General features: G+C 59.6%; 24 protein-coding genes, 2 tRNA genes and 1 pseudogene. 16 read left to right on the top strand and 11 right to left on the bottom strand.

Features of this window, described 5'->3' with window-relative positions:
• Nucleotides 1–50: 50 nt before the first annotated feature.
• Together J3P73_RS10775 and J3P73_RS10770 are read left to right on the top strand one after the other, a co-directional pair.
• The gene (locus J3P73_RS10775) at nt 51–2,036 is read left to right on the top strand and encodes a head maturation protease, ClpP-related (RefSeq protein WP_207579946.1); all 1,986 of its coding nucleotides are present in this window, start codon (nt 51–53) and stop codon (nt 2,034–2,036) included.
• Nucleotides 2,037–2,154: 118 nt separating this feature from the next.
• The gene (locus J3P73_RS10770; protein WP_207579945.1) at nt 2,155–2,370 is read left to right on the top strand and encodes a hypothetical protein; all 216 of its coding nucleotides are present in this window, start codon (nt 2,155–2,157) and stop codon (nt 2,368–2,370) included.
• 135 nt (nt 2,371–2,505) lie between these two features.
• Here J3P73_RS10770 and J3P73_RS10765 read toward each other — a convergent pair whose 3' ends face one another.
• A complete protein-coding gene (locus J3P73_RS10765) occupies nt 2,506–3,303 on the bottom strand; it encodes a hypothetical protein (RefSeq protein WP_207579944.1) in 798 nt (265 codons plus the stop codon).
• A 26-nt stretch (nt 3,304–3,329) separates the two neighbouring features.
• Entirely contained in the window at nt 3,330–3,962 is a 633-nt protein-coding gene (locus J3P73_RS10760) for a hypothetical protein (RefSeq protein ID WP_207579943.1), read from the bottom strand.
• Nucleotides 3,963–4,176: 214 nt separating this feature from the next.
• Here J3P73_RS10760 and J3P73_RS10755 point away from each other — a divergent pair, with 214 nt between their 5' ends.
• On the top strand, nt 4,177–4,494 hold the full coding sequence (locus J3P73_RS10755; protein WP_207579942.1) for a sunset domain-containing protein: 318 nt from the start codon (nt 4,177–4,179) through the stop codon (nt 4,492–4,494).
• 493 nt (nt 4,495–4,987) lie between these two features.
• Here the strand turns inward: J3P73_RS10755 and J3P73_RS10750 are convergent.
• Nucleotides 4,988–5,061, bottom strand: a tRNA-Cys gene (locus J3P73_RS10750).
• A gap of 262 nt (nt 5,062–5,323) precedes the next feature.
• Here J3P73_RS10750 and J3P73_RS10745 point away from each other — a divergent pair.
• Complete coding sequence (locus tag J3P73_RS10745) at nt 5,324–5,662, top strand: KTSC domain-containing protein (RefSeq protein WP_207579941.1); 339 nt, start codon at nt 5,324–5,326, stop codon at nt 5,660–5,662.
• On the opposite strand, the pseudogene J3P73_RS10740 reads toward J3P73_RS10745, so the two are convergent.
• Both J3P73_RS10740 and J3P73_RS10735 read right to left on the bottom strand, forming a co-directional pair.
• Nucleotides 5,659–5,999 (bottom strand): annotated as a pseudogene (locus J3P73_RS10740) (hypothetical protein). The gene J3P73_RS10745 and the pseudogene J3P73_RS10740 sit on opposite strands and share 4 nt — an antisense overlap.
• Before the next feature lie 94 nt (nt 6,000–6,093).
• Nucleotides 6,094–6,411: a membrane protein gene (locus tag J3P73_RS10735; RefSeq protein ID WP_018073359.1), complete on the bottom strand. Its 318-nt coding sequence runs from the start codon at nt 6,409–6,411 to the stop codon at nt 6,094–6,096.
• A gap of 117 nt (nt 6,412–6,528) precedes the next feature.
• Between J3P73_RS10735 and J3P73_RS10730 the strand changes: the two genes are divergently transcribed.
• Together J3P73_RS10730 and J3P73_RS10725 are read left to right on the top strand one after the other, a co-directional pair.
• Nucleotides 6,529–6,603: transfer RNA gene (locus J3P73_RS10730), tRNA-Asn, on the top strand.
• A gap of 184 nt (nt 6,604–6,787) precedes the next feature.
• Entirely contained in the window at nt 6,788–7,042 is a 255-nt protein-coding gene (locus J3P73_RS10725) for a hypothetical protein (protein WP_018073358.1), read from the top strand.
• Between the two features lie 84 nt (nt 7,043–7,126).
• Here the strand turns inward: J3P73_RS10725 and J3P73_RS10720 are convergent, their stop codons facing one another.
• Entirely contained in the window at nt 7,127–8,326 is a 1,200-nt protein-coding gene (locus J3P73_RS10720; protein WP_207579940.1) for an IS256 family transposase, read from the bottom strand.
• Nucleotides 8,327–8,566: 240 nt separating this feature from the next.
• On the bottom strand, nt 8,567–8,746 hold the full coding sequence (locus tag J3P73_RS37515; protein WP_018073357.1) for a hypothetical protein: 180 nt from the start codon (nt 8,744–8,746) through the stop codon (nt 8,567–8,569).
• Between the two features lie 330 nt (nt 8,747–9,076).
• Here J3P73_RS37515 and J3P73_RS10715 point away from each other — a divergent pair, with 330 nt between their 5' ends.
• From J3P73_RS10715 to J3P73_RS10705, 3 genes are all read left to right on the top strand, one after another.
• A complete protein-coding gene (locus J3P73_RS10715; RefSeq protein WP_164567056.1) occupies nt 9,077–9,973 on the top strand; it encodes a hypothetical protein in 897 nt (298 codons plus the stop codon).
• A gap of 203 nt (nt 9,974–10,176) precedes the next feature.
• Complete coding sequence (katE, locus tag J3P73_RS10710; protein WP_207579939.1) at nt 10,177–12,294, top strand: catalase; 2,118 nt, start codon at nt 10,177–10,179, stop codon at nt 12,292–12,294.
• A gap of 150 nt (nt 12,295–12,444) precedes the next feature.
• A complete protein-coding gene (locus J3P73_RS10705; RefSeq protein WP_130655266.1) occupies nt 12,445–12,804 on the top strand; it encodes a low affinity iron permease family protein in 360 nt (119 codons plus the stop codon).
• Between the two features lie 99 nt (nt 12,805–12,903).
• On the opposite strand, the gene J3P73_RS10700 is transcribed toward J3P73_RS10705, so the two are convergent.
• On the bottom strand, nt 12,904–13,311 hold the full coding sequence (locus J3P73_RS10700; RefSeq protein WP_130655265.1) for a low affinity iron permease family protein: 408 nt from the start codon (nt 13,309–13,311) through the stop codon (nt 12,904–12,906).
• Between the two features lie 208 nt (nt 13,312–13,519).
• On the opposite strand from J3P73_RS10700, the gene J3P73_RS10695 reads away from it, so the two are divergent.
• Complete coding sequence (locus J3P73_RS10695) at nt 13,520–14,608, top strand: extracellular catalytic domain type 1 short-chain-length polyhydroxyalkanoate depolymerase (protein ID WP_130664464.1); 1,089 nt, start codon at nt 13,520–13,522, stop codon at nt 14,606–14,608.
• Between the two features lie 35 nt (nt 14,609–14,643).
• Here the strand turns inward: J3P73_RS10695 and J3P73_RS10690 are convergent, their stop codons facing one another.
• Both J3P73_RS10690 and J3P73_RS10685 read right to left on the bottom strand, forming a co-directional pair.
• Entirely contained in the window at nt 14,644–14,943 is a 300-nt protein-coding gene (locus J3P73_RS10690) for a DUF6074 family protein (protein WP_130662780.1), read from the bottom strand.
• A gap of 109 nt (nt 14,944–15,052) precedes the next feature.
• A complete protein-coding gene (locus J3P73_RS10685) occupies nt 15,053–17,071 on the bottom strand; it encodes an adenine deaminase (RefSeq protein WP_207579938.1) in 2,019 nt (672 codons plus the stop codon).
• Between the two features lie 73 nt (nt 17,072–17,144).
• On the opposite strand from J3P73_RS10685, the gene J3P73_RS10680 reads away from it, so the two are divergent.
• The 6 genes from J3P73_RS10680 to J3P73_RS10655 all read left to right on the top strand — a co-directional run bounded on the left by J3P73_RS10680 (nt 17,145) and on the right by J3P73_RS10655 (nt 23,825).
• Nucleotides 17,145–18,185 carry an ABC transporter substrate-binding protein gene (locus tag J3P73_RS10680; protein ID WP_164598044.1) on the top strand — a complete coding sequence of 347 codons (1,041 nt, stop codon included), beginning with the start codon at nt 17,145–17,147 and terminating at the stop codon, nt 18,183–18,185.
• A gap of 115 nt (nt 18,186–18,300) precedes the next feature.
• A complete protein-coding gene (locus J3P73_RS10675) occupies nt 18,301–19,125 on the top strand; it encodes an ABC transporter permease (RefSeq protein WP_207579937.1) in 825 nt (274 codons plus the stop codon).
• Entirely contained in the window at nt 19,122–19,913 is a 792-nt protein-coding gene (locus J3P73_RS10670) for an ABC transporter permease (protein WP_207579936.1), read from the top strand. The genes J3P73_RS10675 and J3P73_RS10670 overlap by 4 nt, the downstream gene beginning before the upstream one ends.
• 7 nt (nt 19,914–19,920) lie before the next feature.
• Nucleotides 19,921–20,979, top strand: coding sequence for an ABC transporter ATP-binding protein (locus J3P73_RS10665; protein WP_128402567.1), 1,059 nt, complete (start codon nt 19,921–19,923; stop codon nt 20,977–20,979).
• A gap of 17 nt (nt 20,980–20,996) precedes the next feature.
• The gene (locus J3P73_RS10660; RefSeq protein ID WP_207579935.1) at nt 20,997–22,394 is read left to right on the top strand and encodes a dipeptidase; all 1,398 of its coding nucleotides are present in this window, start codon (nt 20,997–20,999) and stop codon (nt 22,392–22,394) included.
• 165 nt (nt 22,395–22,559) lie between these two features.
• Nucleotides 22,560–23,825 (top strand): glycerate kinase type-2 family protein, encoded by a 1,266-nt coding sequence (locus tag J3P73_RS10655; protein ID WP_024320632.1) that lies wholly within the window; start codon nt 22,560–22,562, stop codon nt 23,823–23,825.
• A 20-nt stretch (nt 23,826–23,845) separates the two neighbouring features.
• Here the strand turns inward: J3P73_RS10655 and J3P73_RS10650 are convergent, their stop codons facing one another.
• The gene (locus tag J3P73_RS10650; RefSeq protein ID WP_024320631.1) at nt 23,846–24,802 is read right to left on the bottom strand and encodes an NAD-dependent epimerase/dehydratase family protein; all 957 of its coding nucleotides are present in this window, start codon (nt 24,800–24,802) and stop codon (nt 23,846–23,848) included.
• Nucleotides 24,803–24,853: the final 51 nt, after the last annotated feature.

Genomic DNA, 24,853 nt, shown 5'->3' with positions numbered 1-24,853 from the left:
TTCGTGACCACGCTTTCGGGAAATCCTGATGCAAATGAATTGAGGGCAGCATGTCAAAACTGATCGTAGACGGCGAGCTGATGCTTTACGGGCCGGTTGGCTTCACGGATTTTTGGGATGAAAGCGGCTTCACCAGCTCACAGGTGATCGAGGCTCTGGCCGCGCTTCCCGGTGACCTCGTCGTGCGTCTCAACTCCGGCGGCGGCATCGCCATGGAGGGCTCGGCGATCCACAATGCTTTGAAGCGTCACGACGGCAGGGTGATCGTCAAAATCGACGCGATCGCCGCGTCTGCCGCCTCGCTGATCGCTATGGCTGGTGACGAAATCGAAATGCCGCTCGGCACCCTGTTGATGATCCATGAGCCGTCCGGAATGACCCTCGGCCCGGCCGACGATCACCGGCGCACCGCCGGCGTTCTCGAAACGATGACCGGCGTGTTTGCGCAAGTCTATGCCAAGCGCACCGGCCTTTCCGAAAAAGAAATCCGGCGGATGATGAAGGATGAAACCTGGATGGCGCCGCAGGAGGCGCTTGCCAATGGCTTCGCCACCTCGGTTTCCGAACATGCACCGACCGCATCGGCGGCTGACGCGGCGTTCGACTATCGCACCTACGCAAAAGCGCCCGATCGTCTGAAGAGGCTGGCAACAGAGCGGAAGGCAATGGGTCTTCCCATGGTGGCGGCTGCGTCCGCTCCGCATAAACGAAAGGAAGCTACCATGACCGAACCGAACGCCGCAGCGGCCGACGACCAGGCGCCCGCCAATATCCAAGACGTCAATTCCCGCATCTACCAGCTTTGCACCACCGCGAAGATGACGCTTGCGGAGGCAAACAAGATCGTGCTCGACGCGAGGGGCGAGCTTGCCAAAGCGCAGACGATGATTATCAATCATCTTGCCGACCAAGATCCGATGGGCGGGCGCGTGACGTCGCATAATCCCATGGTAGACAGCAACTGCTCAGTGATGGTCGCCCGCGATATCGAAGACGCGCTCTATGCTCGGATCGCTGGCAAGCCGGCGCAAGGCCGCGCTTCGGAATGGCAGGGCCGCAGCCTACTTGACATGGGGGCGGCTCTCCTCGAAGCGCGCGGCGAGCGGATTATTTCGCGAAATCGCCATCGGCTTGCGACGCAGATCATGAGCAGCGGCGCGACGCATAGCACGTCGGACTTTCCGTTCGTCACGGGCAACGCCGCAAACCGCTTCCTACTCGACGCCTATCGGGCGGCCGAGACGCCGCTGAAGCAATTGGCACGTATCCGCAACGCCGCGAATTTCAAGGCGATGACCATCGGCCGCATGTCGGAAATGCCAAAGCTGGAAGAGGTGCTTGAAGGCGCCGAAATTACCTACGGCACGCGTTCGGAGGCGAAGGAAACCTACCGCGTCAAGACCTATGCGAAGATGTTCGGCATCTCACGGGAGGCCCTGATCAACGATGATCTTGACGCTTTCTCCGATACGCTCCGGGCGTTCGGCCAAGCCGCCGCGCAAACTGAGGCGGATTTGATCGCCGATCTTCTGCTCGATAATGGCGGCCTTGGGCCGCTGCTTGATGACGGCGTCACACTCTTCGCAAATGCACGCGGAAACAAAGCAGTTACGGCGTCCGCTCTGACGATCAGCAGCGTCAGCGATGGCCGTAAGGCGCTACGCGATCAGAAGGGGCTCGACAACGAAACACCGCTCTCGCTGAGGCCGCAATTCCTCATCGTCGGCAGTGGCAACGAAACGACGGGCGAGCAAATTATCGCCGCAATCACGCCTTCGGCAACCGACGACGTAAACCCATTCTCCGGGAAGCTCTCGCTACTGGTCGACCCCCGCCTTGAGGAAGACGCTTGGCGGCTCTTCGCATCTCCCGACCAGGCGCCGATACTTGAGATTGCTTACCTGAACGGTGTCGAGCAGCCGAAACTGGAAACGCGCGAAGGCTGGAACACGCTAGGAACGGAATTCCGGGCAATCCTGGACTTCGGTTGCGGCATCACCGGCTGGCGCGGCGCCTATCTCAATGAGGGCGTATAATCTCATCTCGGTCTCTGTTTGGGAGCTTCGGCTGGGACCGAAACCGGCTGAGGCCAAAATTCCTCCCGTGGAACCGGGCCGCACCTCTGCCGCCGGTATCAATAAGGAAGTCCGGACAATGAATGATCATTATTCCCTGTTGAGCGATGACGAAATCTTCGCCGAATGCGCAAAGATCGCGGCCGAGCGGGCGCAAGGGAAAATCATTGGGATAGAGGAACTGGCCGACAGGCTGAAAATCTCGGTCGAAACGGCGCTGGCACTTGGAGCCGAGGAGGCGTCCCGCTTTCACGGCCGACCGATGAAAGTCATTCGCGTCGAGTCGATCAATTGAAATGGTGGCGGTGGGACACCAGAACGCTCCTAGCAGTGAAGGGCCGATTCGTGATCCCGTAGGATGTCTAGCGCAATCCATCGCTGCGGCCACGACAGCTTGCGTTCCGCGAGTTGATCAAGTTTCTGCTTGGCCTCATGGGTTTATTGGACAAGGCAATGAGCCACGGTCAACCACGCGCGTGACGTTTGCATCATCCTCGTCGTTATCCGTCAGCAAGACGGGCAACTCGGATTGAGGCGAAGGAAACCCCTGTTCAGGGATCCGCGAGAAAGTGATCAAGCTGGCTGTCGGCCGCCGGAAACGATGTTTCGTCCTAGGCTCGGCATAAAATGCGAACTGCGTAACGTGATCGTGGTTAAAAATCGTGCAGTAGGTGATCTGACCGCTGACTAGTAATTTGTCATCGCCGCCCTGGGTTTTTGCGAATTGGCTAACAACAGGGTCACCGTCCAAGATACTTACCGTCAGTTCATCATTCGCACCAAGTGCAGACCACGTCTTGAAACCATCTGTTTTAAAGGAAATAGAAGCCCCGATATTCCCTGGTGAAACGATTTTCGCGGTCGCGTTCACCGAGAAGTGGGTTGCCGGCGTCAGACCGCTATTTTTGCATGCGATGATGACATTCCCCTTAGAACCAAGCCTCGCGCTGCGGGCGTGCACATAGGCCTGAGTTTGGAACTCTCCGACTTCGCGAGAATCAGCTGCAGCTTTACGGGAATCGGCTGCGGCCTCACGCGATGCTCTTAACGATAAGAACGCTCCGACTATGGCGACTAGGCTAACGCTCAGGCTGCCAATGCTTGCCCAGAACATCCACTTTGCCCAATATGCCATGTCGATTTGGGCCTGAAGGTCGAGCATATCTTTGGCGGCAGGCGCAGCGGCAGCCAATCGCTCCATCGCGTCGATTAAACTTTTCCAGTCCATGTCAGAATGCCCCTAACTCTCCCATGTCAGTTACTCAGGTGGAACCCGACCTTGTAACGGCGCACGAAATCAAGGAAGTCGATCCCCTTCTGCGTGATCTGAACGGTTCCGTTTTCGACCTCCACAAGCTTCTGCGAAAGGAGATAGGCGCTCCACTGTTCAAAGTCCCACCGCGAGTACAGCTCCTTGTTCATGGGACGAACAGTCTCCTCGAAATACTCCTTTGCCTCCGCAACAGCCTTTGGCCCCGATGCTAGTTCCGAGAGCGCGTCGATCTGAGATTGAAAGATATTGGCAAAGATGAATTCAAAATCCGCCATGACACGGGCTTCAGCCAGCGCTCTGACTAGGCGCTGCTCCCTTTGCTCTGGAACGAACGCAAGGAGTTCCTCTTGGATGCTTGTTGCTAGATCATTCACTGTCGGCAATGGGTGGGAGACCGTCTGTAACGGGTTCGCACCGCCTTGATCTGGTTGTTGACCTGGCTGGAAGACGGCGCCCGTGGGACCCAGCTGTATAACGAAGGGAATTCGGGCCCGAATGGGCTCTCTAAAGATCCAGATCACCAAAAAGAGGGCGAGTGGCCAAGATATTCCCTTTAAGAGGTCAAAAATGGCTTTGAACCATTCTAGCCAGGCCGCGCCCTGCATATTGGTCATGAACTGCCAAAACGAGGTACAATTCTCCATCGACGCCGCCATCGGTTAATGAACTTCCGCGAGCGTGACAGAGACGACGAGTCGCAACAATAGCGAGCACCTGTGGATAAGCGCGTCATCAGGTTTAGAATGTGCGAGATACCCCTTTTGGACAGATGTTAGCCAAGCGCCAACGCGGCTACGATCTTTCGCGCGACATGGCGGAGATGGGGGCATGCATCAGGCTTATCGCAATCCGCAGAAGAAATCGGTGCTGTTCAGGGCACCGGGTTTGCTCATTGGTGCGCTCGCGTTTGGTGCAGCCGGCGGTTGGACCGCGAGCGACTTGCTGGCCTCATGGAGCGCTTCAGGCGACTCGGGACAATCGTGCAAGATCAAGGGCAACGTCAGCATCGCCACCGGCGAGCGCATCTTCCACGTGCCGGGGCAGCGACGCTACGCAGAGACGAAGATCAGCCCCCGGTATGGAGAACGGTGGTTCTGCTCGGAGTTTGAAGCCTGGGTGGCTGGCTGGCGGAAATCGAAATCGTGATGCTTTGGCGTGCGAAATGACCAAAGGCGCACCAGGCCCGCGCGTCCCCACTCATTCGAGCCGCTCACCGGCTCCGTGCTCGCCGGAGATTTCGGAAAGCTCTTGGGAGTGTGGGCCAGAGACAGCCCTACACGCGCGATGTTCGGTGCGGAGCATATTGGCCCCAGCCTTACCCACGAAGCGCGCTGTCGGCGCGCCCTGTCGGCAAAGCGAGGCATCAACGCCCGAGTGACCGGTTCCACAATTCACAAAGCAGATCGAGACAGTCGGAGGTCGCGGGCCTTGGGCTTCGCCGGTCGAGGACGGCCTTGGGCTTCGCCTTAGTCCGGCGATTTCGGGCCATCTATGTCGCAGTTTATGTCGCATGGACAGGCCGACACGAAAAAGGACACGCCTAAATACAAAGGTATTTGTTGCGACATAAGTGCGACATAGGCCCCGGAATTCCGGAGCCATATCGTCATTAAGTCACTGTTTTTGTTGTGGAATTTATTGGAGGCCTCGCCCGGAATTGAACCGGGGTACAAGGATTTGCAGTCCTCTGCGTCACCACTCCGCCACGAGGCCTCACGCGCTCGTTATCTGAGCCGTGGCGAGCGTTTAGAATGATCGTAAGGAAATCGCAAGAGGGCATTTCGGAAAAACGCCATTCCGCCGCTGCCGAAACGGCCCTTTTCCCATCCCGAAACGGCGCGGGCGCAGGCTGGAATTTCCATCGCTGTGACGATGCCCCATTTCCTGCCAATGATTGTATTTGAAACAAATTCTTGACTTGACTTCGATCATCGTCCGGGCCTCAATTATCCTCGGGAGGGTATAGGAGCTTGCGATGGATTGGGCTGCCCTCAAATCGAAGCACGTGCGTGCAGCATACGACGCCGAAACCCGGGATCTGCAGGTAAAATTCCCCGGTTCTCCGCCGGTGAAACATGCGGATATCCCACTGCACGTCTACCAGAACCTGCTGGAAACGAATGATCCATACTTCTATTACCAGTACTATATAGCGCCGTCTCGCGTATCACAGGGCCGACGACAACCGGTCTCGGTGGCGTCCTACGCGGTGAAGCTCGTCCTCCTCCTTGCCGCCTGCAGCCTGCTGATGGCGACCGGCCTCGATCCGGAGCGTGGCGGGATTTTCGAGGAAAGCGAGCTCAGATCCAATTAGACGCTAATATGCATGGGCGACACGCCCAGCTCAATCTCAGGCCTGCGGCAAGGCGGGTGATTCCCGCGTCGAAATTGTCGCTTCTGTTGTGAGAACGGTAGCGGCGATTGTTCCGCTCGCGGTCGTTACTGCCATCACGCTCATTCCGGCCGTTGAAATTGCGATAATTGCGAGGTCCGTTGTAGCTGCCGCCTTGACCGTGGTCGACCACGCAGCCTTCGGGACGGCGACAGATGCCGCGAGCGTCAAAACCGCGGCTGTCGATGGCTTGGGCCTCGGCGGAAATGCCTGAGAGAAGAGCCGCTGCCGACAGGACGACAACAAAAAATGCCTTCATTTCCTCACCTAGATCATCGTGACGCAATTTTGCATTTTACATTCCATAAACCACGAATGCGAAAGGCGATCCACTGTTCCACAAAACCCGACCGTCAGTCAGCCGGTCTCCGCCGCCTGTGCCACCAGACCGCCAGCCGCCGCCGAAGCCGGCGCGCGAACGGTAGATCGTGCGAGAGCACGAGGAAACCGAGCGGCAGCATCCAGAAGCCAAGGATGGGCAGGAAACCCAACACGCCGCAGAAAATGAGGGCCATGCCGAGTGCCATCCGCGCGATGCGCGAGCGTGGCATGCCGATGCTGAAAGAGCCGAGCACAAGCCTGCCGCTTGCATGATCGATGCCGAAGCGCACTGCCCGTGCCTTGCGCTTCTCGCCGCCTCTCGTCTCCTGACGATCATTCACGTTTGTCATTCCCCAGAGATGGGCGCAGGCATCCCAAATACAAGTTCATTTCATTTTTTTGAAAAAACCGCTTGGCAAATCGGGAAAGCGTTTGTATTAGCCCACTCACACCGCGCCAAGCAGTGATCCCTGGTAGCTCAGCGGTAGAGCATTCGACTGTTAATCGACAGGTCGCCGGTTCGAATCCGGCCCGGGGAGCCATTTTTCAAGTTAAGCGCCTGTTTCGTTGATAGTTCCGAATGCAGGCGCTTACTTCCCCACTTTCCCTCCCCGCTTTTGAATGCTCCCATAAGGGCTTTTCGCGTTGGGCATCGCGGACAACGCGCTTTTACGACCAGTAGGCGACCGCTGGCCAACCAACCGCCGACGGTGTACAGCAAACGCCATGGCCCTAGATCCCGAAAAAGCATTTTTAGATTACGGTGCGGCGGACTGCAGTGTGCAGTTCTGGACCGCCGACGCACCTGCCGTGCAATTCACCTCTTTGGAAGCCGCCGTCAGGTTCGCAAAAGACCATGGCGGCAGGTGGGAAGAGATTGAGATAACAGTCCATCTGCCGCGCGAGGACATCGCCTTCGCCACCGGAAAAGTGCATCAACTCATTGACGCTCTGCCAGGTGACCTGCGGAAAAAACGGTAATGAGGTGGATTGGCGATCGTGTCCACGGGAGTGGTGTAGCTGACGGCTGATGGCCGTGCTTTCCGACATGGGTCGGAGCGGATATCAGCGAGCCACAGCGGGCAGGCTGATTTGGGGATCATCGCTCATTTGAGCCATGGTCTCAAGGGTCATATACCTGGCGCGTTGGACGGCCCACTCGTCGTTCTGTTCGAGCAGCAGCGCGCCCACGAGACGGACGATCGCCTCGTCGTTCGGAAAGATACCGACCACCTCGGTGCGTCGCTTGATTTCGCCATTGAGACGCTCGATTGGATTCGTCGAGTGCAGCTTTGCACGGTGCTCTTTCGGGAAAGTCATGTAGGCGAGCACGTCTTCTTCGGCATCGTCCATGATGGTGGCGAGCTTCGGCACTTTCGGCCTGATCTGATCGGCGACGCTGCGCCATTGAGCGCTTGCTGCCTCCGGCGTCTCCTGGGCGAAGGCCGTTGCGATGAAAGCGGAGACGACCCGCCTGCCGCTCTTTCCGGCGTGCGCCAGCACGTTCCTCATGAAGTGAACCCGGCATCTTTGCCAGGTGGCATTCAAAACCTTCGTGACAGCAGCCTTGAGGCCTTCATGGGCATCCGAGACGACGAGCTTCACGCCGCGCAATCCTCGGCGTGTCAGCCTACGCAGGAATTCCGTCCAGATCGGTTCGGCCTCCGACGTCCCGACCTCCATGCCTAGGACCTCGCGCCGGCCATCGCTGTTCACGCCGACAGCGATAATGACGGCGACGGAAACGACACGTCCGCCGCGCCGGACTTTGAGGTAGGTCGCGTCCACCCACACGTATGGCCACTCGCCTTCAATCGGCCTGTCGAGGAAAGCCTTCACCTTGACGTCGATCTCTTCACAGAGCCGGGACACCTGGCTCTTCGAAATACCGCTCATGCCCATGGCTTTGACCAGATCGTCGACAGAACGGGTCGAGATTCCCTGGATATAGGCTTCTTGGATGACGGCCGTCAGAGCCTTTTCCGCCATGCGACGGGGTTCAAGGAAGCTCGGAAAGTAGCTGCCCTTGCGCAGCTTCGGAATGCGGAGTTCAACGGTCCCGGCTCGCGTCTCCCAATCGCGGTCGCGGTAGCCATTGCGTTGAGCAAGGCGCATCGGGTTCTTCTCGCCGAACTCAGCACCGGCAGTTGATCCGACCTCCAGCTCCATCAGCCGCTCGGCGGCAAAGCCGATCATCTCACGCAACAAATCTGCATCGGCGCTCTTCTCAACAAGCGAACGCACGTTCATCATGTCATTGGTCATCGGTGGTCTTTCCGTCAGGTTGGTCTTCAACAACCCGACCCTAGCGGAAAACACTGATGGCCGCCCGCAAACCCAATCACCCGCTACAGCGCTATGAAAAGCGCGCGGGCGCTCGGCTTTGCTACCTCCCGCCACCTACACCACGTGCCGGGACACGATCGGATTGGCGGTCAATAGAACCGGCTGGCGCCTGCCTGACGCCCCCCCAAGCTGCCCGCTTTTCCAGACAAGAGCCGACCTTTAGTAACTACACGAACGGCCGTCGCCGGGTCGGAAGCCATCCGCACAGGCCCGGTTCATTGAATCTCCCGGCTGATATCCTGAGGCCGAGCCATATGAATTCGGCGCTGTCGAGCATGCCGAGGTCATGGCAGCAAGACTGATTGCTCCGGCTGCTACAAATGCCCGAAATTTGTTCATCGATTCCTCTCCAGTTTAGGCCGTGACCGAGTGACGAGAGCTTCTCTCCTCCCAAGTTCACCTTGTCCCTCAAGATATGGCGCTCTCTTCGCCGGACGTCAGCTCCGAACGCGCAAGATTCTTCTCGATCTCGACCAGCTCCGCATGAAGATCGTCGATGACAAGCCGGCCGGGAACAAAGACCGTGGTTCAAAGTTGAGTGGCATCAACCACGTAACGTCAGTTTCTGACAGGAGGTCTTTCATGGGTCGCGGTATTCTTCTTTGGCTGCTTGGTGTTCCACTGCCGATCATCATCCTTCTTGCTCTGTTTGTGCGATAGGAACAGATCATGTCGGTTTCAATGACAGATTCCGGAGAGATTGCTACTCCGGTCGAATCTTCCAAATCCGCCATGACATGGGGGCCTATCTTCGGAGGCGCCGCTGCTGCCATCGGAGTGACCCTCATTCTTTTGCTGCTTGGATCCGGGGTTGGGTTGACAATGGTGTCGCCCTGGTCGGGGCAAAGCAGCTCGCTCAGCACGGTCGGGGTGACGGCGGCGATCTGGCTCGTTGTCGTCCAATGGCTCTCCTCCGGGCTCGGAGGTTATATCACCGGCCGGCTGCGCACGAAGTGGGCGGCTGTCCATACCGACGAGGTGTTCTTCCGTGACACCGCGCATGGCTTCATCAGCTGGGCGCTGGCGACGATCTTCGTCGCCGGCTTTCTAGCCTCGTCGCTGACCTCATTTGCCGGTGCGGGCGCACAAGCCGTGGGTTCGGCGGCCACCGCCGCAGGTACGGCGGCGTCATCGACGGCATCGACCTCGGATCTGCCTACCGCCTATTTTACCGACGCTTTGCTGCGTCCTGAACAGGCCCGTGCAGGAGCAACATCCGATGATGCTTCGGCAACGGCAGAAGTCTCCCGCATCCTCCTCAACGGTGCTGCAGCCGGCCAGATTGCGGATGATGACAAGGCCTATCTTGCCACCATCGTCTCTGCTCGCACCGGTCTTTCCGAGGCCGATGCACGCACCCGCGTCGACACTGTGCTGAAGCGGATCGACGACGCCAAGGTCGCCGCACAGAAAGCTGCCGATGAGGCGCGCAAGGCTGCCTCCACCACGGCATTGCTCGGCGCGTTGTCACTTCTGATCGGGGCTTTCATCGCCTCTGCCGCCGCAGCCTTCGGCGGGTCGCAACGCGACGAAGAGGAAGATCTCATCGTTACGCCCCGGATCTAAGGCCCGAGGCTCAGGATCAACGGAAATTGGGGCGCGGGGTCGAAAGGCCCCGCGCCCCATTATGTGAAGCCATCCCCGGCTCTGCTGTGGTTGGATCATCGTCGCCCCATGCCTTTTTCTCAGTGGCAGTTTATTTCGCGTCAAGCGGAACATGTGGTCGTCGTTGAGCTTCGGTTAGGTAAATCCCTTTTCGGAGAATGTAGATGGCCAAGAAGACCTCCCAAACCTCGCCCTCGGACAACGCAACGATCCATGATCAGAAACTGCACCGGGGTGCAGGCGGCGAGCTTCATCAGTTTGCCGAAGACGGCATGCCGGTGCTGACCACCTCGCAAGGCGGCCCCGTTTCCGACGACCAGAATACGCTTCGCATCGGCGCCCGCGGCCCCACCCTCGTCGATGACTTCCACTTCCGCGAAAAAATCTTTCATTTCGACCACGAGCGCATCCCCGAGCGGGTCGTGCATGCGCGCGGTTACGGCGCCCACGGCTACTTCGAAACATATGAATCCCTGGCCCCCTATACCCGGGCCGATCTTTTCCAGCGGCCCGGCGAAAAGACGCCGGCCTTCGTCCGGTTTTCGACTGTCGCCGGCAGCAAGGGTTCCTTCGATCTGGCGCGCGACGTGCGCGGTTTCGCCGTGAAGATCTACACGCAGCAGGGGAATTGGGACCTGGTCGGCAATAATATCCCGGTCTTCTTCATTCAGGACGCGATCAAGTTTCCCGACGTCATCCATTCGGTAAAACCGGAGCCCGACAAGGAATTTCCACAGGCGCAGTCGGCGCATGACAATTTCTGGGACTTCATCACGCTCACGCCCGAAAGCATGCACATGATCATGTGGGTGATGTCGGACCGCGCCATTCCACGGTCGTTCCGTTTCATGGAGGGTTTTGGCGTTCACACCTTCCGCTTCGTCAACGCGATTGACGAATCGACCTTCGTCAAATTCCATTGGAAGCCGAAACTCGGCCTGCAGTCTGTCGCCTGGAACGAGGCGGTCAAGATCAATGGTGCGGATCCGGATTTCCATCGCCGCGACCTTTGGCAGTCGATCCAGTCGGGAGCCTTCCCGGAATGGGAACTCTGCGTGCAGCTTTTCGACCAGGACTTCGCCGACACGTTCGACTTCGACATCCTCGATCCGACCAAGATCATTCCCGAGGAGATCCTTCCGGTCAAACCGATCGGCCGTCTTGTGCTCGACCGAATGCCCGACAACTTTTTTGCTGAGACCGAGCAGGTCGCCTTCATGACGCAGAACGTTCCCCCCGGCATCGACTTCAGCAATGATCCGCTGCTGCAGGGGCGAAACTTCTCCTATCTCGACACGCAGTTGAAACGTCTGGGCGGTCCGAATTTCACCCATCTGCCGATCAACGCGCCGAAGTGTCCCTTCCACAATTTTCAGCAGGATGGCCATATGGCGATGCGCAATCCTGTCGGGCGCGTCAATTACCAGCCGAATTCCTGGAATCAGGGGCCGCGGGAATCGCCGGTTCAGGGCTACCGGCACTTCCCGGCCGAGGAACAAGGTCCCAAGGTTCGGCTGCGCGCGGAAAGCTTTGCCGATCATTACAGCCAGGCCCGACAGTTCTACATCAGCCAGACTCCGCCGGAGCAACGCCATATCGCCGCGGCGCTGATCTTCGAACTGAGCAAGGTCGAAACGCCGGTCATTCGTGAGCGTATGGTCTCGCACCTGATGAACATCGATGAGACGCTGGCCAGTAAGGTCGGCCACGCACTCGGCTTCAAATCGATGCCAAAGCCTGCCGATGCCGCCATGCCGACGCGGCAGGATCTCGAGCCGTCGCCGGGGCTCAGCATCATAGAGCGCGGTCCGAAGCGGTTCGAAGGACGCAAGCTCGGCATTCTTGTCAGCGATGGCACCGATGCCGCTATCTTCAAGGCGCTGCTGGCCGAGATCACCGAGCAGAAGGCAACATTCGAGGTGATCGCGCCAAAGATCGGCGGCGTGACACTCTCGGACGGCAATTGGATTGAAGCACATCAGATGATCGACGGCGGACCTTCGGTACTTTACGACGCCGTCGCCCTCCTCCCCTCGGCCGAGGGAACCGGCGATCTCTTGAAGGAGGCAACGGCCCGCGATTTCGTGGCGGACGCCTTCGTACACTGCAAGTTCATCGGCTATGTGGAAACAGCGCTGCCGCTGATGCAGAAGGCCGGAATTGCCGATTCCCTGGATGAGGGCGTGATTGCGCTCGGAGCGGCGAAGGATGTTACGACTTTTATCAAGGCGCTTGGCAAACTGCGGATCTGGGGTCGGGAGCCATCGGTCAAATTGAATTGACCGTCTCGTCGCCATGTCCGCACGAGAGTGGCTAGTCGTCGGAATAAACCCGCGGAAACGCGGGTTTTATGTCGTTTGCGGCGCCCTATTTATTGAGCCCAGGTGATGGAAGCTGCTCCATCTCCAGTTTTACGCGCTGTGGAGAGCCGTATGCGCTGGCACTTTCGACAGATCTCTGATTTGGCCATCTTATGGGCAGGCCATCGTGTGGTCCCTGTCACGTTGATCGTGTTCGCAGCCATTTGGGCGGCAGTGGGTCTCAGCTTTTCCTTCCCAAGGCAGTGGTTTTTGCTGACCAATATGGTCGGTACCCTCATCATATTTTTTATCTTACTGCTGGTGCAGCACTCCCAAAACCGGGACATGACGGCGCTCCATACCAAGCTCGACGAACTGATCCGATCGAGCGAGGCAGGAAACCACTGGATTGCGGCTGAGAAGAAAGATGCCGACGCGATAGAGGGAATGCGCCAGCAACACCATGGCCAAACCTCAGAGACCTCGACCTAAAGCGCGTCACGATCTTTCAGATTCCCTCCTCGCGCTTTAGAGCTTTATTTCCAACGCATCGTTATTACAAAACCGCTGCGCACCTTTGCGCGACATGCCTTAGGCAGACGCTGCCTCTGCGGCAGATTTCTCATCCGCCTTTTCCTCGACGCATTCGGCCTTATCGGCGAGGGTCTTGCTCATTTCCCGGAGTTCTCCCTCGTCCAGCTTTTCGATGCCGACAAACTTGTTGGCCGCCTGGCTCGTCAGGATGAGTTCGTCAAGCTTGGCCTGCAGAGCCTTTCCGTCACGGTTCTGGCTGTTCTGCAACACAAACACCATCAGGAAGGTAATGATGGTCGTAGTGGTGTTGATCACAAGTTGCCAGGTTTCTGAATAGCCGAAAAAAGGGCCGGAAACCGCCCAGACAAGCACCAGCGCCAAAGCCGCTACGAACGTGAACGGCTTTCCCGAGAGATCGGCGACGGCGGTCGCAAAGGAAGAGAAGAAGTTGGATTTGTTCGACATCTGAAGGGCCTCATTGGGTCGCAGCGTCAACGCTGTCAATCGACAACATCAACTCCACATCTGGCCCGAAGTTCCTCGCGCCGCCGAACTCGGACGCCCGTCCGTTTGCACCATCGAAAAACATTGTGCACCGCAGCAACCTTTTCGTAGAGTGACGCGTTTAGTTCAGCATCACCGCCATCCCGGCTGCTGATTGGCGGAGACCTTGATGAGATCTATGTCAGACACCCTCGCACGCCTTGCTGCGCTGCGAGGAACCCTTCGCGCCCAACCTACGCAGGAAGACGCCGATCTCGTGGCCTTGGACGCATTTGGCTCAAACCCGGGCGCCTTGGGAGGCTACACCTATTTGCCGTCGAAGCGCGGGAAAGACATGCCCCTGGTTGTCGTCCTGCACGGCTGCACCCAGACTGCCGCCGGCTATGATATCGGATCGGGGTGGTCGCGATTGGCCGAGGATTATGGCTTCGCGCTGCTGTTTCCCGAGCAGCGAAGGGCAAACAATCCAAATCTCTGTTTCAATTGGTTCAACCCCGAGGACATCCGCCGGGATCACGGCGAGGTGTTTTCGATCCGCCAGATGATCGCAAAGGTCGTTGCGGAACACGGTATCGACGGCAGGCGCGTATTCGTGACCGGGCTTTCGGCCGGCGGCGCGATGGCCGCCGCCGTGCTTGCCACCTATCCCGAGGTCTTTACGGGGGGCGCGATCATCGCGGGCCTGCCATATGCAAGTGCCGCGACCATTCCCGAGGCGTTCGACCGAATGCGCGGTCACGGCGGTCCGACTGGCAAAGAGCTTGAACTGCGGTTGAGAAACGCTTCAGGGCACAAAGGCCCGTGGCCGACATTATCACTTTGGCAGGGAACCGCAGACAGAACCGTCGTGCCATCCAATGCGAATGCGATCGTGGAGCAATGGAGAAATATCCATGGCGTCGACATATCGCCGGGGCGCGTCGAAGATATCGGACGACATCAGCGAAAGGTCTGGACCGATGCTCACGGTGTCGACGTAATCGAGCTCTATGCGATTGCCGGGATGGGTCACGGCACGCCGCTCGATGTCGGCACCGGCTACGGGACAAGCGGCCCCTTCATGCTTGACGTCGGAATTTCCTCGACCGTCGAAATTGCCAGGTCCTGGGGTCTGGTGCCCTCATTTGAAAAGCGGCGCAACGCGAAACCCTCTGCGCAACCGGAAAACGTCGCAGACCCATTCGGTGCGGGCAGCGACCGTGGCGGCATTCAGAAGGTCATTGAAGACGCCCTCCGGTCCGCTGGGCTGATGCGCTAATCGCATGCATAGCACGGCTATCGGCGAGATCGCCGCTATCGGTTTTGAGACTTGGGCAGTGGTCCGTTTTGGTGGCTGAAGACCAGTTCGCTCTGGACATCTTGCTGAAACTGCAGCACCCGCTGACCGATATCGCTCTCCGGCATCCCTGCCGCCAGAAGCTGATCGGCAAGCCTGCGGCATTCGGCCTTCCAGAATTCTATCGCATCTGCGCCGTGCCGCCGGCCGAGTTCACGCGCGCAGCGCTCAATATTGGCAGTTCCGGTTCCAGCGGGAAAAGCAATAATCTTGCCTTCATTGGCGCCGGCAGGCCGGCGGGTCATTTCAGTAGCCATCGAACACAGGTTCCTTTGATCCTGTTCGTTGTCTACGGGACTATGGTTAATGCTTTCTATTTGCTGCAGTAAGAAGATCAATCAGGTGGAATTTTGGCGGGCCGCGATGTCACCAGACGATCGGATGGGTTTTGCCGGTGAGCACGTTGACGAACCCCTCCGGCGCCAGCGCCGACGGCGCAACCAGGACCCAGCGCCAGGGCGAGCAAGTCAGCGTCGCAAACGACAGGCGTTCGGGAAAGCCCGGCCACCATCGTGGCGAAAAGGTCGGCTCGTACATCCAGTCGATCCCGGCGCCGGCCGCATAAAGGGCCTGCATCTCCGCATCGAGCGCTTCGGCCGAACGCGCCGTCATCAGGCCGCCGACCTCATAGCGGACGCGGGCGAGAATCTTGCCGCCGGATACCAGCACCCAGCCTCCCTGCTGCTCGTTCAGGGCATTGACTGATATCGCCATCGCCTCGTCGGATGAACCGACCGTCCAGATATTGTGCTTGTCGTGCCCAAGCGTGGAGGCGAGCGCCGTCTCCGGCGTGCGCGGTCCGGTGCCCAGCCAGAACATCCTGGAGATCTTCGCCTCCCCGGAAAACCGGTCGACAATTGCGAATTTGGTGACATTACGCGCGGGATCCCGCTGCACGGCGCCCTCTTCCACCGGCAATTCCATGGTGATGAAATCGTCGTGCCAGTGAAACGGCCGCAAAAGTGCAGCGTTGACCGTGGCCCGGTTCGATGGCGCCTCGATGCGGAAATCGTCTGATGTCACCGTCCGGTCTATTTTCACGGTGCGCGTCGCCCATTGCGGCCAGTCGATTTCAGGGCGCACGCCAATGAATTTCGCACCCTCGGACACAGGACTCCCGTCCGCCCATACTTTTTCGATCGACAGGTTGGCGACGTCGCTGAGAAGAACGAAATCGGCGAAACGGCCCGGCGCGATCGATCCGACCCAAGGTGTCAGCCGCATATGGCGTGCCGGATTGAGGGTGACGCACTGGATGGCGATCTCCGGCGCAAGGCCGTTTTCAATGGCGAGGCGGACATTGTGGTCGGTCGCACCGATTTTCAGCGTGTCCGAGGCGCTGCGGTCGTCGGTCACCAGGGCGATCTGCGACCAGTCCGTCAGCCCCTTGTCGATCAGGCCGCGGATGACCTCCGGCAGGGAATGCGGCCTGAGCTCGATGAAAAGGCCGTGGAGGAGCTTCTGCCAGATCTCATCGAGAAACCAGCCTTCGTGATCGGAGGCGAGACCCGCTGCGGCAAAGGCATTGATCGAGGCCATGTCGCGCAGTCCGGCACCATGGCCTTCGACCACGCCGCGCTGCTCGAAGGTGGCGCCGATCATGCCCCACAGCCGATCGTAGGAAGGATTGCCGGGATCGGATATGGACGGCCAGTCCATGACCTCGTCGAGCCCGGCGACCATCAGGCTTTCGGAAAGGAAGGCCTTCTGTTCGTCATAGCCGAACCAGCCGCCACCCCATTCATAGGCGGTCGGCGGGACGGCAGAGCCAGGCAGGGGAAAGATTTTCATCGGCGATCCGCGCCGGCGCGCTTCCAGCCAGAATTCCAGATTGCGGGCGCCGTTGACGTTGGAAAATTCGTGGCTCGCCTCGCATGTCCAGGTCACCCCATGCGGCATCACCAAAGCCGCTTCCCATTCCGGCGTCAGATGGGAGCTTTCGATATGTTTGTGCGCCTCGCCGAAGCCCGGCGCGGCCGCAAGATCCGGCTCGGAGAATAGCTCGCTCACCTCGCCTGCGTAACTGCCGGCGGGGCCGACATAGGCGATGCGGCGGCCCTTGATGACGATCTCCTGATCGTCGAGCCATGTCCTCGAATGGACATCGAGCAACCTGCCCACGCGCAACAACCTGTCGGCGGGCCGGCGTCCGAGCGCCGTCAGCACCAGATCCTGCCGCGTCAGAACCTCGTCGGACGCGTTGATCAGCAGATCGTCGGGAAGAGCAGTGCGCGAAGTGGCCATGAATGAAATGCCCGGGAGAAGCTGGAACCGCCGGACCGTAAAGACCACACGCCGATGTGTAAAGCGATGCTCCGGTCTTCGAAAATTCCTCGCACAAGAGCGTATTTGCTCAATTATTGAGCTTGCGACCCGACCGATCAAAAAATAGTATCCCTCAAATCCAGGGGGTATGATCCCGATTATCAACGCCGTTTTTCGCAGAAGGACATTGCTCATGAAGGCCAGCCGTTTTGCCCGAATTCTGTCTCTTGCGCTGCTGGCCGCCGCCGGCGGCACCGCCGCGGCACATGCGCAATCGAAGACGCTGACCATCTCCTGGTGGGGCTATAACGGCGAGAAGATGAATGCGAACATCATCACGCCGTTCAAGAAGATCTGTGGCTGCGAGATCGTGTTCGAGACCGGCAACAATGCCGACCGGCTCAACAAGCTGAAATTGCGCGATGGCAAGGGCGTCGATGTTATCTATCTCACCGACAGCTTTTCGCAACTCGGCATCGAACAGGGACTGTTCCAGGAAGTCGATGCGTCGAAGATCCCCAACCTCGCGGATATCTACGAGCTGGGCAAGGCGCCTCAGGGCAAATACGGGCCTGCCTACACGATCGGACGCGTCGGCATTGTCTATGACTCCGCCAAGGTCAACCCACCGATCACCGCCTGGGGCGACCTGTGGCGCGACGATCTGAAAAGCTCCGTCTCCTTGCCCGGAATCACCACTACGGCCGGCCCGCTGGTCGTTCTCGAAGCCGGCAAGCATGGTGGCGCAGATGCCTATGAAGACACCGACAAGGCCTTCTCGGAAATCGAGGCACTCAAGCCCAATGTCGTCAAGAACTACAACACCGGCTCGGAGCTGGTGAACCTGATATCAACAGGCGAAGTGCGCGTTGCGCTGGCCCAGGACTTTACCCTGGCATCGATGCAGGCGGCCGTTCCGACGATGTCATGGGCCAAGCTTACGGACGGCGATATCGCCACGCTGAACACCGTGAACATCCCGAAGGGTTCGGAAAATGTCGAACTCGCGCATCAGTTCATCAACTTCATCCTGTCCAAGGACGTCCAGCAGGCTGAAGCCGAACAAGGCGTCGATGCGCCGATATCGACAAAGGTCAGCCTGACGCCGGACCAGGCGAAGATCTGGACCTATGGCCCGGATATGGTGGCAGGCCTCACCCGCATCGACTATGCCAAGATGAACGCAGCCAAGGCCGACTGGATCGACCGCTGGAACGAAGTCTTCGGTCAGTAAGTTGCCCGATATCCCGGCCTGACCTGAGGCCGGTTGATTGCCAGACATGGAAGCGCCGCAGATTCGAATCCGAGATGCGGCGCTCCTGATATCAGGACATGCCACGAGTTTCGAGATGAAGCATTTTGCCAGATGGGGATTGACGATGCCGGCGACGATTGCCGTCGTTGTGCTTCTCATCGTTCCCGTCGCCATCACCATCGCGGCGACGTTTGCAGAGCCGAAGGGCATATTTGCGCCCTATGTGACATTCTTCAGCAGCGGCTTTCGCCGGGCGGTTCTTTATCGGACGCTGGAGGTCGCCCTAGTCACGACCGCGATTTCGCTCACCGTCGGTTTCATCACCGCCTATGTGATCGCGCAGATGCCCGGTCGCGCAAAGAGCATCATGATCATCGCAGCGGTCTTTCCGCTCCTGACAGGTGTCGTCGTCCGATCCTTCGCATGGCTGATCATTCTCGGAAAGAATGGCATTCTGAACGCCATGCTGATCTCGACCGGCATCGTCAGTGAGCCGCTTTCGATGCTCTACACCGAAGGCTCGGTGATCGTCGCCATGGTCTATCTCTTCGTTCCCCTGATGATCCTGACGCTGGTCGGGGTGCTTGAAGGCATCCCGCGCGATCTGATCGATGCCGCCGCCTCGCTCGGCGCGAGGCCGCTGATGACATTCTTTCAGGTGATCCTGCCGCTCGCGACACCCGGCCTCATCGTCGGCGCGGTCCTGGTCTTCACCGGCAGCTTCACCTCCTATGCGACACCGCAACTGCTCGGCGGAGAAAAGCAGATGATGATGGGGACCTTCCTCTACCAGCGCGCCATGGTGACTTTCGACTGGGTGGGCGCATCGACCATTGCCGCCATCATGGTGGTGCTGACGCTCGGCGTCGTCCTCATCATGAGCCGCATCGCACGCCGGCTCAATCCGATGGCGGTGTGATGGACAGGCGCATTCACCCGATCCTTGCCGCCTTCGCGGCCTGCGTTTTCTTCTTCCTGCTGGCGCCTCTCGTCATCATCATCGGTGCGGCCGTCAGCGACACGACCTATCTGACCTTCCCACCGCAGGGTCTGACATTGCGGTGGTTTGTGAACATCTTCCAGATCGAGGCCTTCCGCACGACCGCGCTCACCAGCCTGCAGGTCGCCTTTTTCGGCACGGCGCTCTCCCTGCTGATCGGCGTCCCGGCAGCCTATGCGATCAACCGCTACCGGGTGGAATTGCCACGCTGGCTTTCCACCATTTTCGTCCTGCCGATCCTGGTGCCGGAGATCGTCTTCGGCTTCTCGCTGATGAAATCGGTCACGATAGGCCTCGGGCTGCCGATCTTCATCAGCCTGCTTGTCGGCCATGCCCTGCTGATCCTGCCCTATTCGGTGCGTGTCGTCGGCGCCAGCCTGGCGGCCTTCGATTTTTCCGTCGAGGAGGCGGCGATCAGCCTGGGTTGCCCGCCGCTGAAAACCTTCCTGACCGTGGTCCTGCCGAATATCCGCGCCGGGGTCATTGCCGCCTTCATCCTCGCCTTCATCACCTCGATCAATGACGTGTCGGTTTCGGTCTTCCTGACCGGGCCGGGCATCTCGACGCTGCCGATCCAGATCCTTGCACATATGGAGCAGTTCTTCGATCCGACGATCGCATCGGTATCGGTGCTGCTGATGTTCGTGACAGTCGGCGTCATGGCCATCGTCGAAGCCACGCTCGGTCTCACCTTCCTGACAAAGTAGAACACTCTTGACCGTATCCCTCACCATCGATTCTATCTCCGCCCATTACGGTAGCACGCAGGTGCTCAAGGACCTGTCGATCTCAGTCATGGCCGGGGAGCTGGTGTCCCTGCTCGGCTCCAGCGGCTGCGGAAAGACGACGACATTGCGCCTCGTGGCCGGTTTTCTGCAGCCGAGCAGCGGCAGCATCAAGCTCGGCGAGCGCGACCTGACCGGCCTTCCCGCGCATGCGCGCGACATCGGCCTGGTCTTTCAGAACTACGCGCTTTTTCCCCATCTGAGCGTCCAGGACAATGTTGCCTTCGGCCTGAGGCAGCGTCGCATTCCCCAGCCGGAACGGGCGAAAAGAACGATGGCGATGTTGGACCGCGTCGGCCTTTCGGCCTTCGCCGACCGGCTGCCATCGGCCCTGTCAGGCGGCCAGAAACAGCGCGTGGCTCTCGCCCGGGCACTGGTCATCGAGCCTCCGCTTCTGATGTTCGACGAGCCGCTTTCCAATCTGGATGCAAAGCTCAGGATCGACATGCGCGTCGAAATCAGACAGCTCCAACGCGCCAACGGCACGACATCACTTTACGTCACCCACGATCAGGAGGAGGCATTCTCGATCTCCGACAGGGTGGCGATCATGAATGCCGGGCGCATCATGCAGCTCGATGCGCCGGAGGTGCTGTATCGCCAGCCGGCCAATGCTTTCGTCGCTCGCTTCGTCGGATTCGAGAACCTGATCGGCATGAAGGTGACCGCGCGCAACGGCGCGCTTGTGACCGCCGAAACAACGGGCGGAGCGCGGCTGCAGCTGTCCCAGGAAACATTCGGGCCGATCAAGGACGACTTCGTGCTGGCCTGCCGTGCAGACGGTCTTGCCGTCAGCCGTGACGGTGATGGCATCGCGGCCGTGCTCGGCACGCGCACCTATCTCGGCCGGGCCTATCAGTACAAATGCACGACAGCCGCGGGAGAGATCACCGCCAATGGGGCGCTGTCCGATCCACTGGAAACAGGGGCGTCCGCCGTGCTGACACCTGTAGCAGAGCAATGCTGCATTCTCGATCCGGAAGATTGAAACGCTGAGGAGAGACGATGACTAATGCCATGGACCAAGATATCGATGCCGTTCTTGCCCATGTGGACCAATGCCTCGACGGTAGCCTGGCGCGGCTTTTCGAGCTGATCCGCATTCCGAGCGTCTCGACCGACCCGGCCTATCGTGATCACTGCCGCACTGCCGCCGAATGGCTGAGCCGGGATCTGGCTGCCATCGGCTTCGAAGCATCGGTACGCAAAACGACCGGCCATCCAATGGTCGTCGCCCATGAAAAGGCGGCATCCGGACCGCATCTGCTGTTTTACGGTCATTACGATGTCCAGCCGGTCGATCCGCTGGCGCTGTGGACGAGCGATCCGTTCGAGCCGCGCATGGAAGCCTTGCCGAATGGCGATACGGCGATCGTGGCGCGCGGCGCGTCCGACGACAAGGGACAGTTGATGACCTTCGTCGAAGCCTGCCGCGCCTGGAAGAGCGTCACCGGAAAACTGCCGGTGCAGGTGAGTATGCTGTTCGAAGGCGAGGAAGAGGCCGGCAGTCCGAGCCTCGCACCCTTTCTGGATGCCACGGCAGACGAATTGAAGGCCGATGCGGTTTTTGTCTGCGACACGGATATGTGGGATCGCGAAACGCCTGCCGTGACGACGATGCTGCGCGGGATCTTCAGCACGGAAATCGAGGTTACCTGCGCCGATCAAGACCTGCATTCCGGCATGTTCGGCAATGCCGCGCGCAATCCGCTGCAGGTGTTGTCGGACGTCGTTTCGAGCCTGCGGCGAGCCGATGGCGGCGTCGCGGTCGAGGGTTTCTATGATGGCGTGAAAGAGCTCCCCGATGCCATCAAGGCGCTGTGGAAAAGACTGCCCTTCGACGAGGAGGCCTTTCTCGGCGATATTGGCCTCAGAGATCCGGCCGGCGAGGCAGGCCGTTCCGTCCTCGAACAGATCTGGGCGCGGCCGAGCTGCGAGATCAACGGCATGAATGGTGGTTATACAGGCGAAGGCTTCAAGACGGTCATTCCGGCGAAGGCAAGCGCCAAGATTTCGTTTCGCCTGGTGGAAGGACAGGATCCCCAGGCGATCCGCGATGCCTTCCAGCGGCACGTGCGCGCACGTATTCCTCAGGATTGTTCGGTCAGCTTCAGGGATTACGGGCTTTCGCCGGCAACCGTCATGCCGATCGATAGTCCGTTTCTCACCAGGACGCTTCAGGCGCTTTCGACAGAATGGCAATGCGAAGCTGCCCTTGCCGGCACGGGAGGCTCGATCCCCATCGTCGGCGACTTCAAACGCCGGCTCGGATGCGATGCCCTCCTGGTCGGCTTCGCCCGCTTCGACAACCGCGTCCACAGCCCGAACGAAAAATACGATCTCTCCAGCTTCCATAAAGGCATACGATCCTGGGTTCGCATCTTGGCGGCCCTCGCCGACTGACGCTGTAGCACTTTGAATTGCTGCGTAATTTATCCTTCGAACGATTCCGATTTGAGGAATTATGCCGTAGGCTGTGGTGCGGCCAGCGCACCCTGCTGATGCTGCAGGCCGAGAATAACGGACAATCCCACATCCCCATCGACACCGACGCAGCAGAGACCACCGATGACGATAACCGCTCCCCACGATTTCCTGAAAAGCCTGTTCGACGCGGCGGTTCGCGCCGCCGATCCGCTGACCGGCATCAAGGCGCATCTGCCCGATAGGCCGAAGGGAAGGACCGTGGTGATCGGCGCCGGTAAGGGCGCGGCGCAGATGGCGCAGGCGCTCGAAAGCGTCTGGGACGGAGCGCTCGAGGGTCTGGTGGTCACCCGCTATGGCTATGGCTGCGAGACACGCGGCATCGAGATCATCGAGGCCGCCCATCCGGTACCCGATGCGGCGGGGCTTGCCGCCGCAAAGCGGCTGATGGAGACGGTGAACGGATTGACGGAAGACGATCTGGTGATCGCGCTGATCTGCGGCGGCGGCTCGGCGCTGCTGCCCGCTCCGCCGGACGGACTGACCCTCGAAGACGAGATTGCACTCAACGAAATGCTGCTTGCCTCGGGCGCGCCGATTTCGGCGATGAATGTCGTGCGCAAGCATCTCTCCACCATCAAGGGCGGAAGACTTGCAGCAGCGACCAAAGCGAGGGTCGTCAGTCTGATCGTCTCCGACATTCCCGGCGACAACCCGGCCCATGTCGCCTCCGGGCCGACGGTCCCTGATGGTTCGACACGGCACGATGCGCTCGAGATCATCCGGCAATACGGATTGCAGCTGCCGCAGGCCGCACTCGACCATCTGAACTCGCCGAAGGCCGATGCACCGCGGCCCGACGATCCTGTCTTCGCAGGCCACGAGTATCATATCATCGCCTCGGCCGGCGTGTCGCTGGAGGCCGCGGCGGCCCTGGCGAAATCGCAGGGGATCGAGCCGGCGATCCTTTCAGATGCGATGGAGGGGGAATCGCGTGACGTGGCGCTGGTGCATGCGGCGATTGCCCGCGAGGTGTCAGCCCGCGACAGGCCGTTTTCCAAGCCGGTCGTCATCCTTTCCGGCGGCGAGACGACGGTGACGCTGAAAGCGAAAGGTGGCAAGGGCGGACGCAACGGCGAATTCGCGCTCGCCATGGCGCTTGCGATCGACGGACAGGAGGGCATTCATATCCTCGCCGCCGACACGGACGGGATCGACGGCTCGCAGGATAATGCCGGCGCCTTTGCCGATGGCGGCACGGCAAGGCGCCTTCGCGCCGCAGGGCTCGATCCGCGCCGGCTGCTCGACGGCAATGACAGCTATTCTGGCTTTGCGGCCACCGGTGATCTCTTCGAAACCGGCCCGACCGGAACCAATGTCAATGATTTCAGGGCCATCCTGATCCGTTAGGAAGCGGCGGCGCTGGCGGATCAGGTCTCGATCCGCCCCTGCTCGACCAGCCAGCCGACTGATTCCTGCACCGCCTGCAGGGAGGTGTATCTCGGAGTGTAACCGAGCAGGCGTCCGGCTTTTGCGATCGAACAATTCGGGCTGCGGGCAATATGTTCCCAGGTCGCCTTCGCATCCTCAGCCGTCTGACTTTCGGCCCAGGCGTCGAATGGGGCGAAGCTGAGCTTCGGCTCGTGCCCGAACCAGCGAGACATGGATTCGGCATACCCGCGAAGGGTCAATGCCTGCTCCGAAACCGCGTGGAAACTTTCGCCGGTCGACGCATTCCAATTGGCGATCGCATCCATGAACATCGCAGCCACGTCATCGGCATGGACGTGATGAACGGTCTCCAAGCCGAAATGGGGCAGCGCCAGGGTCTCTCCGCGAGCAAGGGTTGAAAAGACCTGCAGGTTGAAATTGCCGGCCGGATTGAGCGGCGTCCAGCCGGGACCGACAATGTGTCCGGGATGGATGATGGTTGCCGGAAATCCGCGAAGCCTTGCCTGCTGCAGCAGATAGGTTTCGATTGCCGCCTTCTGCGTCCCATAGTCGCCGAAGGGAAATTTCGGCGTCTCCTCCAGCGTCGGTACGACCGTCGAATGGCCATGCGTCCAGATCGTGCCGGTATGCAGAAAGTGACCGACATGCCCCGACAGCGCCGTCACCAGATGCTCGGCACTTTCCAGCGTGAAACAGATCATGTCGATGACGATGTCGGCTTTCACACCACGTACGGCTGGGCCGAAATCACCCGTCCGCTCCATGGCTGCCCGATCCATCTGACGCTGATCGACGGCAGCCCAGGCGTGGTTTGCCGTATAGGGCTTTGCCGTGCCGCGGCTGATCGTGACGACGTCGTGACCGGCTTCCACCAGACGGGGAACGAGATAGGTTCCGACATGGCCCGTTGCTCCGATTACCAAAACCCGCATCATCGTTCCTCCGTTGGCATTTCCGTGTTGAATATGCTGCGCTTAGGTGATCCT

Origin of the sequence: Rhizobium ruizarguesonis (assembly GCF_017357285.1) — a bacterium.
Lineage (GTDB): Bacteria > Pseudomonadota > Alphaproteobacteria > Rhizobiales > Rhizobiaceae > Rhizobium > Rhizobium ruizarguesonis.
Note: the sequence above shows the minus strand (reverse complement) of the source record. Positions and strands in the feature narration are given on the sequence as shown.

What these genes read in the sequence shown, in the direction of transcription:
- J3P73_RS10775 (WP_207579946.1), top strand. Translation starts at nt 51, where the DNA reads ATGTCAAAACTGATCGTAGACGGCGAGCTGATGCTTTACGGGCCGGTT.
- J3P73_RS10770 (WP_207579945.1), top strand. Translation starts at nt 2,155, where the DNA reads ATGAATGATCATTATTCCCTGTTGAGCGATGACGAAATCTTCGCCGAA.
- J3P73_RS10765 (WP_207579944.1), bottom strand. Translation starts at nt 3,303, where the DNA reads ATGGACTGGAAAAGTTTAATCGACGCGATGGAGCGATTGGCTGCCGCT.
- J3P73_RS10760 (WP_207579943.1), bottom strand. Translation starts at nt 3,962, where the DNA reads ATGACCAATATGCAGGGCGCGGCCTGGCTAGAATGGTTCAAAGCCATT.
- J3P73_RS10755 (WP_207579942.1), top strand. Translation starts at nt 4,177, where the DNA reads ATGCATCAGGCTTATCGCAATCCGCAGAAGAAATCGGTGCTGTTCAGG.
- J3P73_RS10745 (WP_207579941.1), top strand. Translation starts at nt 5,324, where the DNA reads ATGGATTGGGCTGCCCTCAAATCGAAGCACGTGCGTGCAGCATACGAC.
- J3P73_RS10735 (WP_018073359.1), bottom strand. Translation starts at nt 6,411, where the DNA reads ATGACAAACGTGAATGATCGTCAGGAGACGAGAGGCGGCGAGAAGCGC.
- J3P73_RS10725 (WP_018073358.1), top strand. Translation starts at nt 6,788, where the DNA reads ATGGCCCTAGATCCCGAAAAAGCATTTTTAGATTACGGTGCGGCGGAC.
- J3P73_RS10720 (WP_207579940.1), bottom strand. Translation starts at nt 8,326, where the DNA reads ATGACCAATGACATGATGAACGTGCGTTCGCTTGTTGAGAAGAGCGCC.
- J3P73_RS37515 (WP_018073357.1), bottom strand. Translation starts at nt 8,746, where the DNA reads ATGAACAAATTTCGGGCATTTGTAGCAGCCGGAGCAATCAGTCTTGCT.
- J3P73_RS10715 (WP_164567056.1), top strand. Translation starts at nt 9,077, where the DNA reads ATGTCGGTTTCAATGACAGATTCCGGAGAGATTGCTACTCCGGTCGAA.
- katE (WP_207579939.1), top strand. Translation starts at nt 10,177, where the DNA reads ATGGCCAAGAAGACCTCCCAAACCTCGCCCTCGGACAACGCAACGATC.
- J3P73_RS10705 (WP_130655266.1), top strand. Translation starts at nt 12,445, where the DNA reads ATGCGCTGGCACTTTCGACAGATCTCTGATTTGGCCATCTTATGGGCA.
- J3P73_RS10700 (WP_130655265.1), bottom strand. Translation starts at nt 13,311, where the DNA reads ATGTCGAACAAATCCAACTTCTTCTCTTCCTTTGCGACCGCCGTCGCC.
- J3P73_RS10695 (WP_130664464.1), top strand. Translation starts at nt 13,520, where the DNA reads ATGAGATCTATGTCAGACACCCTCGCACGCCTTGCTGCGCTGCGAGGA.
- J3P73_RS10690 (WP_130662780.1), bottom strand. Translation starts at nt 14,943, where the DNA reads ATGGCTACTGAAATGACCCGCCGGCCTGCCGGCGCCAATGAAGGCAAG.
- J3P73_RS10680 (WP_164598044.1), top strand. Translation starts at nt 17,145, where the DNA reads ATGAAGGCCAGCCGTTTTGCCCGAATTCTGTCTCTTGCGCTGCTGGCC.
- J3P73_RS10675 (WP_207579937.1), top strand. Translation starts at nt 18,301, where the DNA reads ATGAAGCATTTTGCCAGATGGGGATTGACGATGCCGGCGACGATTGCC.
- J3P73_RS10660 (WP_207579935.1), top strand. Translation starts at nt 20,997, where the DNA reads ATGACTAATGCCATGGACCAAGATATCGATGCCGTTCTTGCCCATGTG.
- J3P73_RS10655 (WP_024320632.1), top strand. Translation starts at nt 22,560, where the DNA reads ATGACGATAACCGCTCCCCACGATTTCCTGAAAAGCCTGTTCGACGCG.
- J3P73_RS10650 (WP_024320631.1), bottom strand. Translation starts at nt 24,802, where the DNA reads ATGATGCGGGTTTTGGTAATCGGAGCAACGGGCCATGTCGGAACCTAT.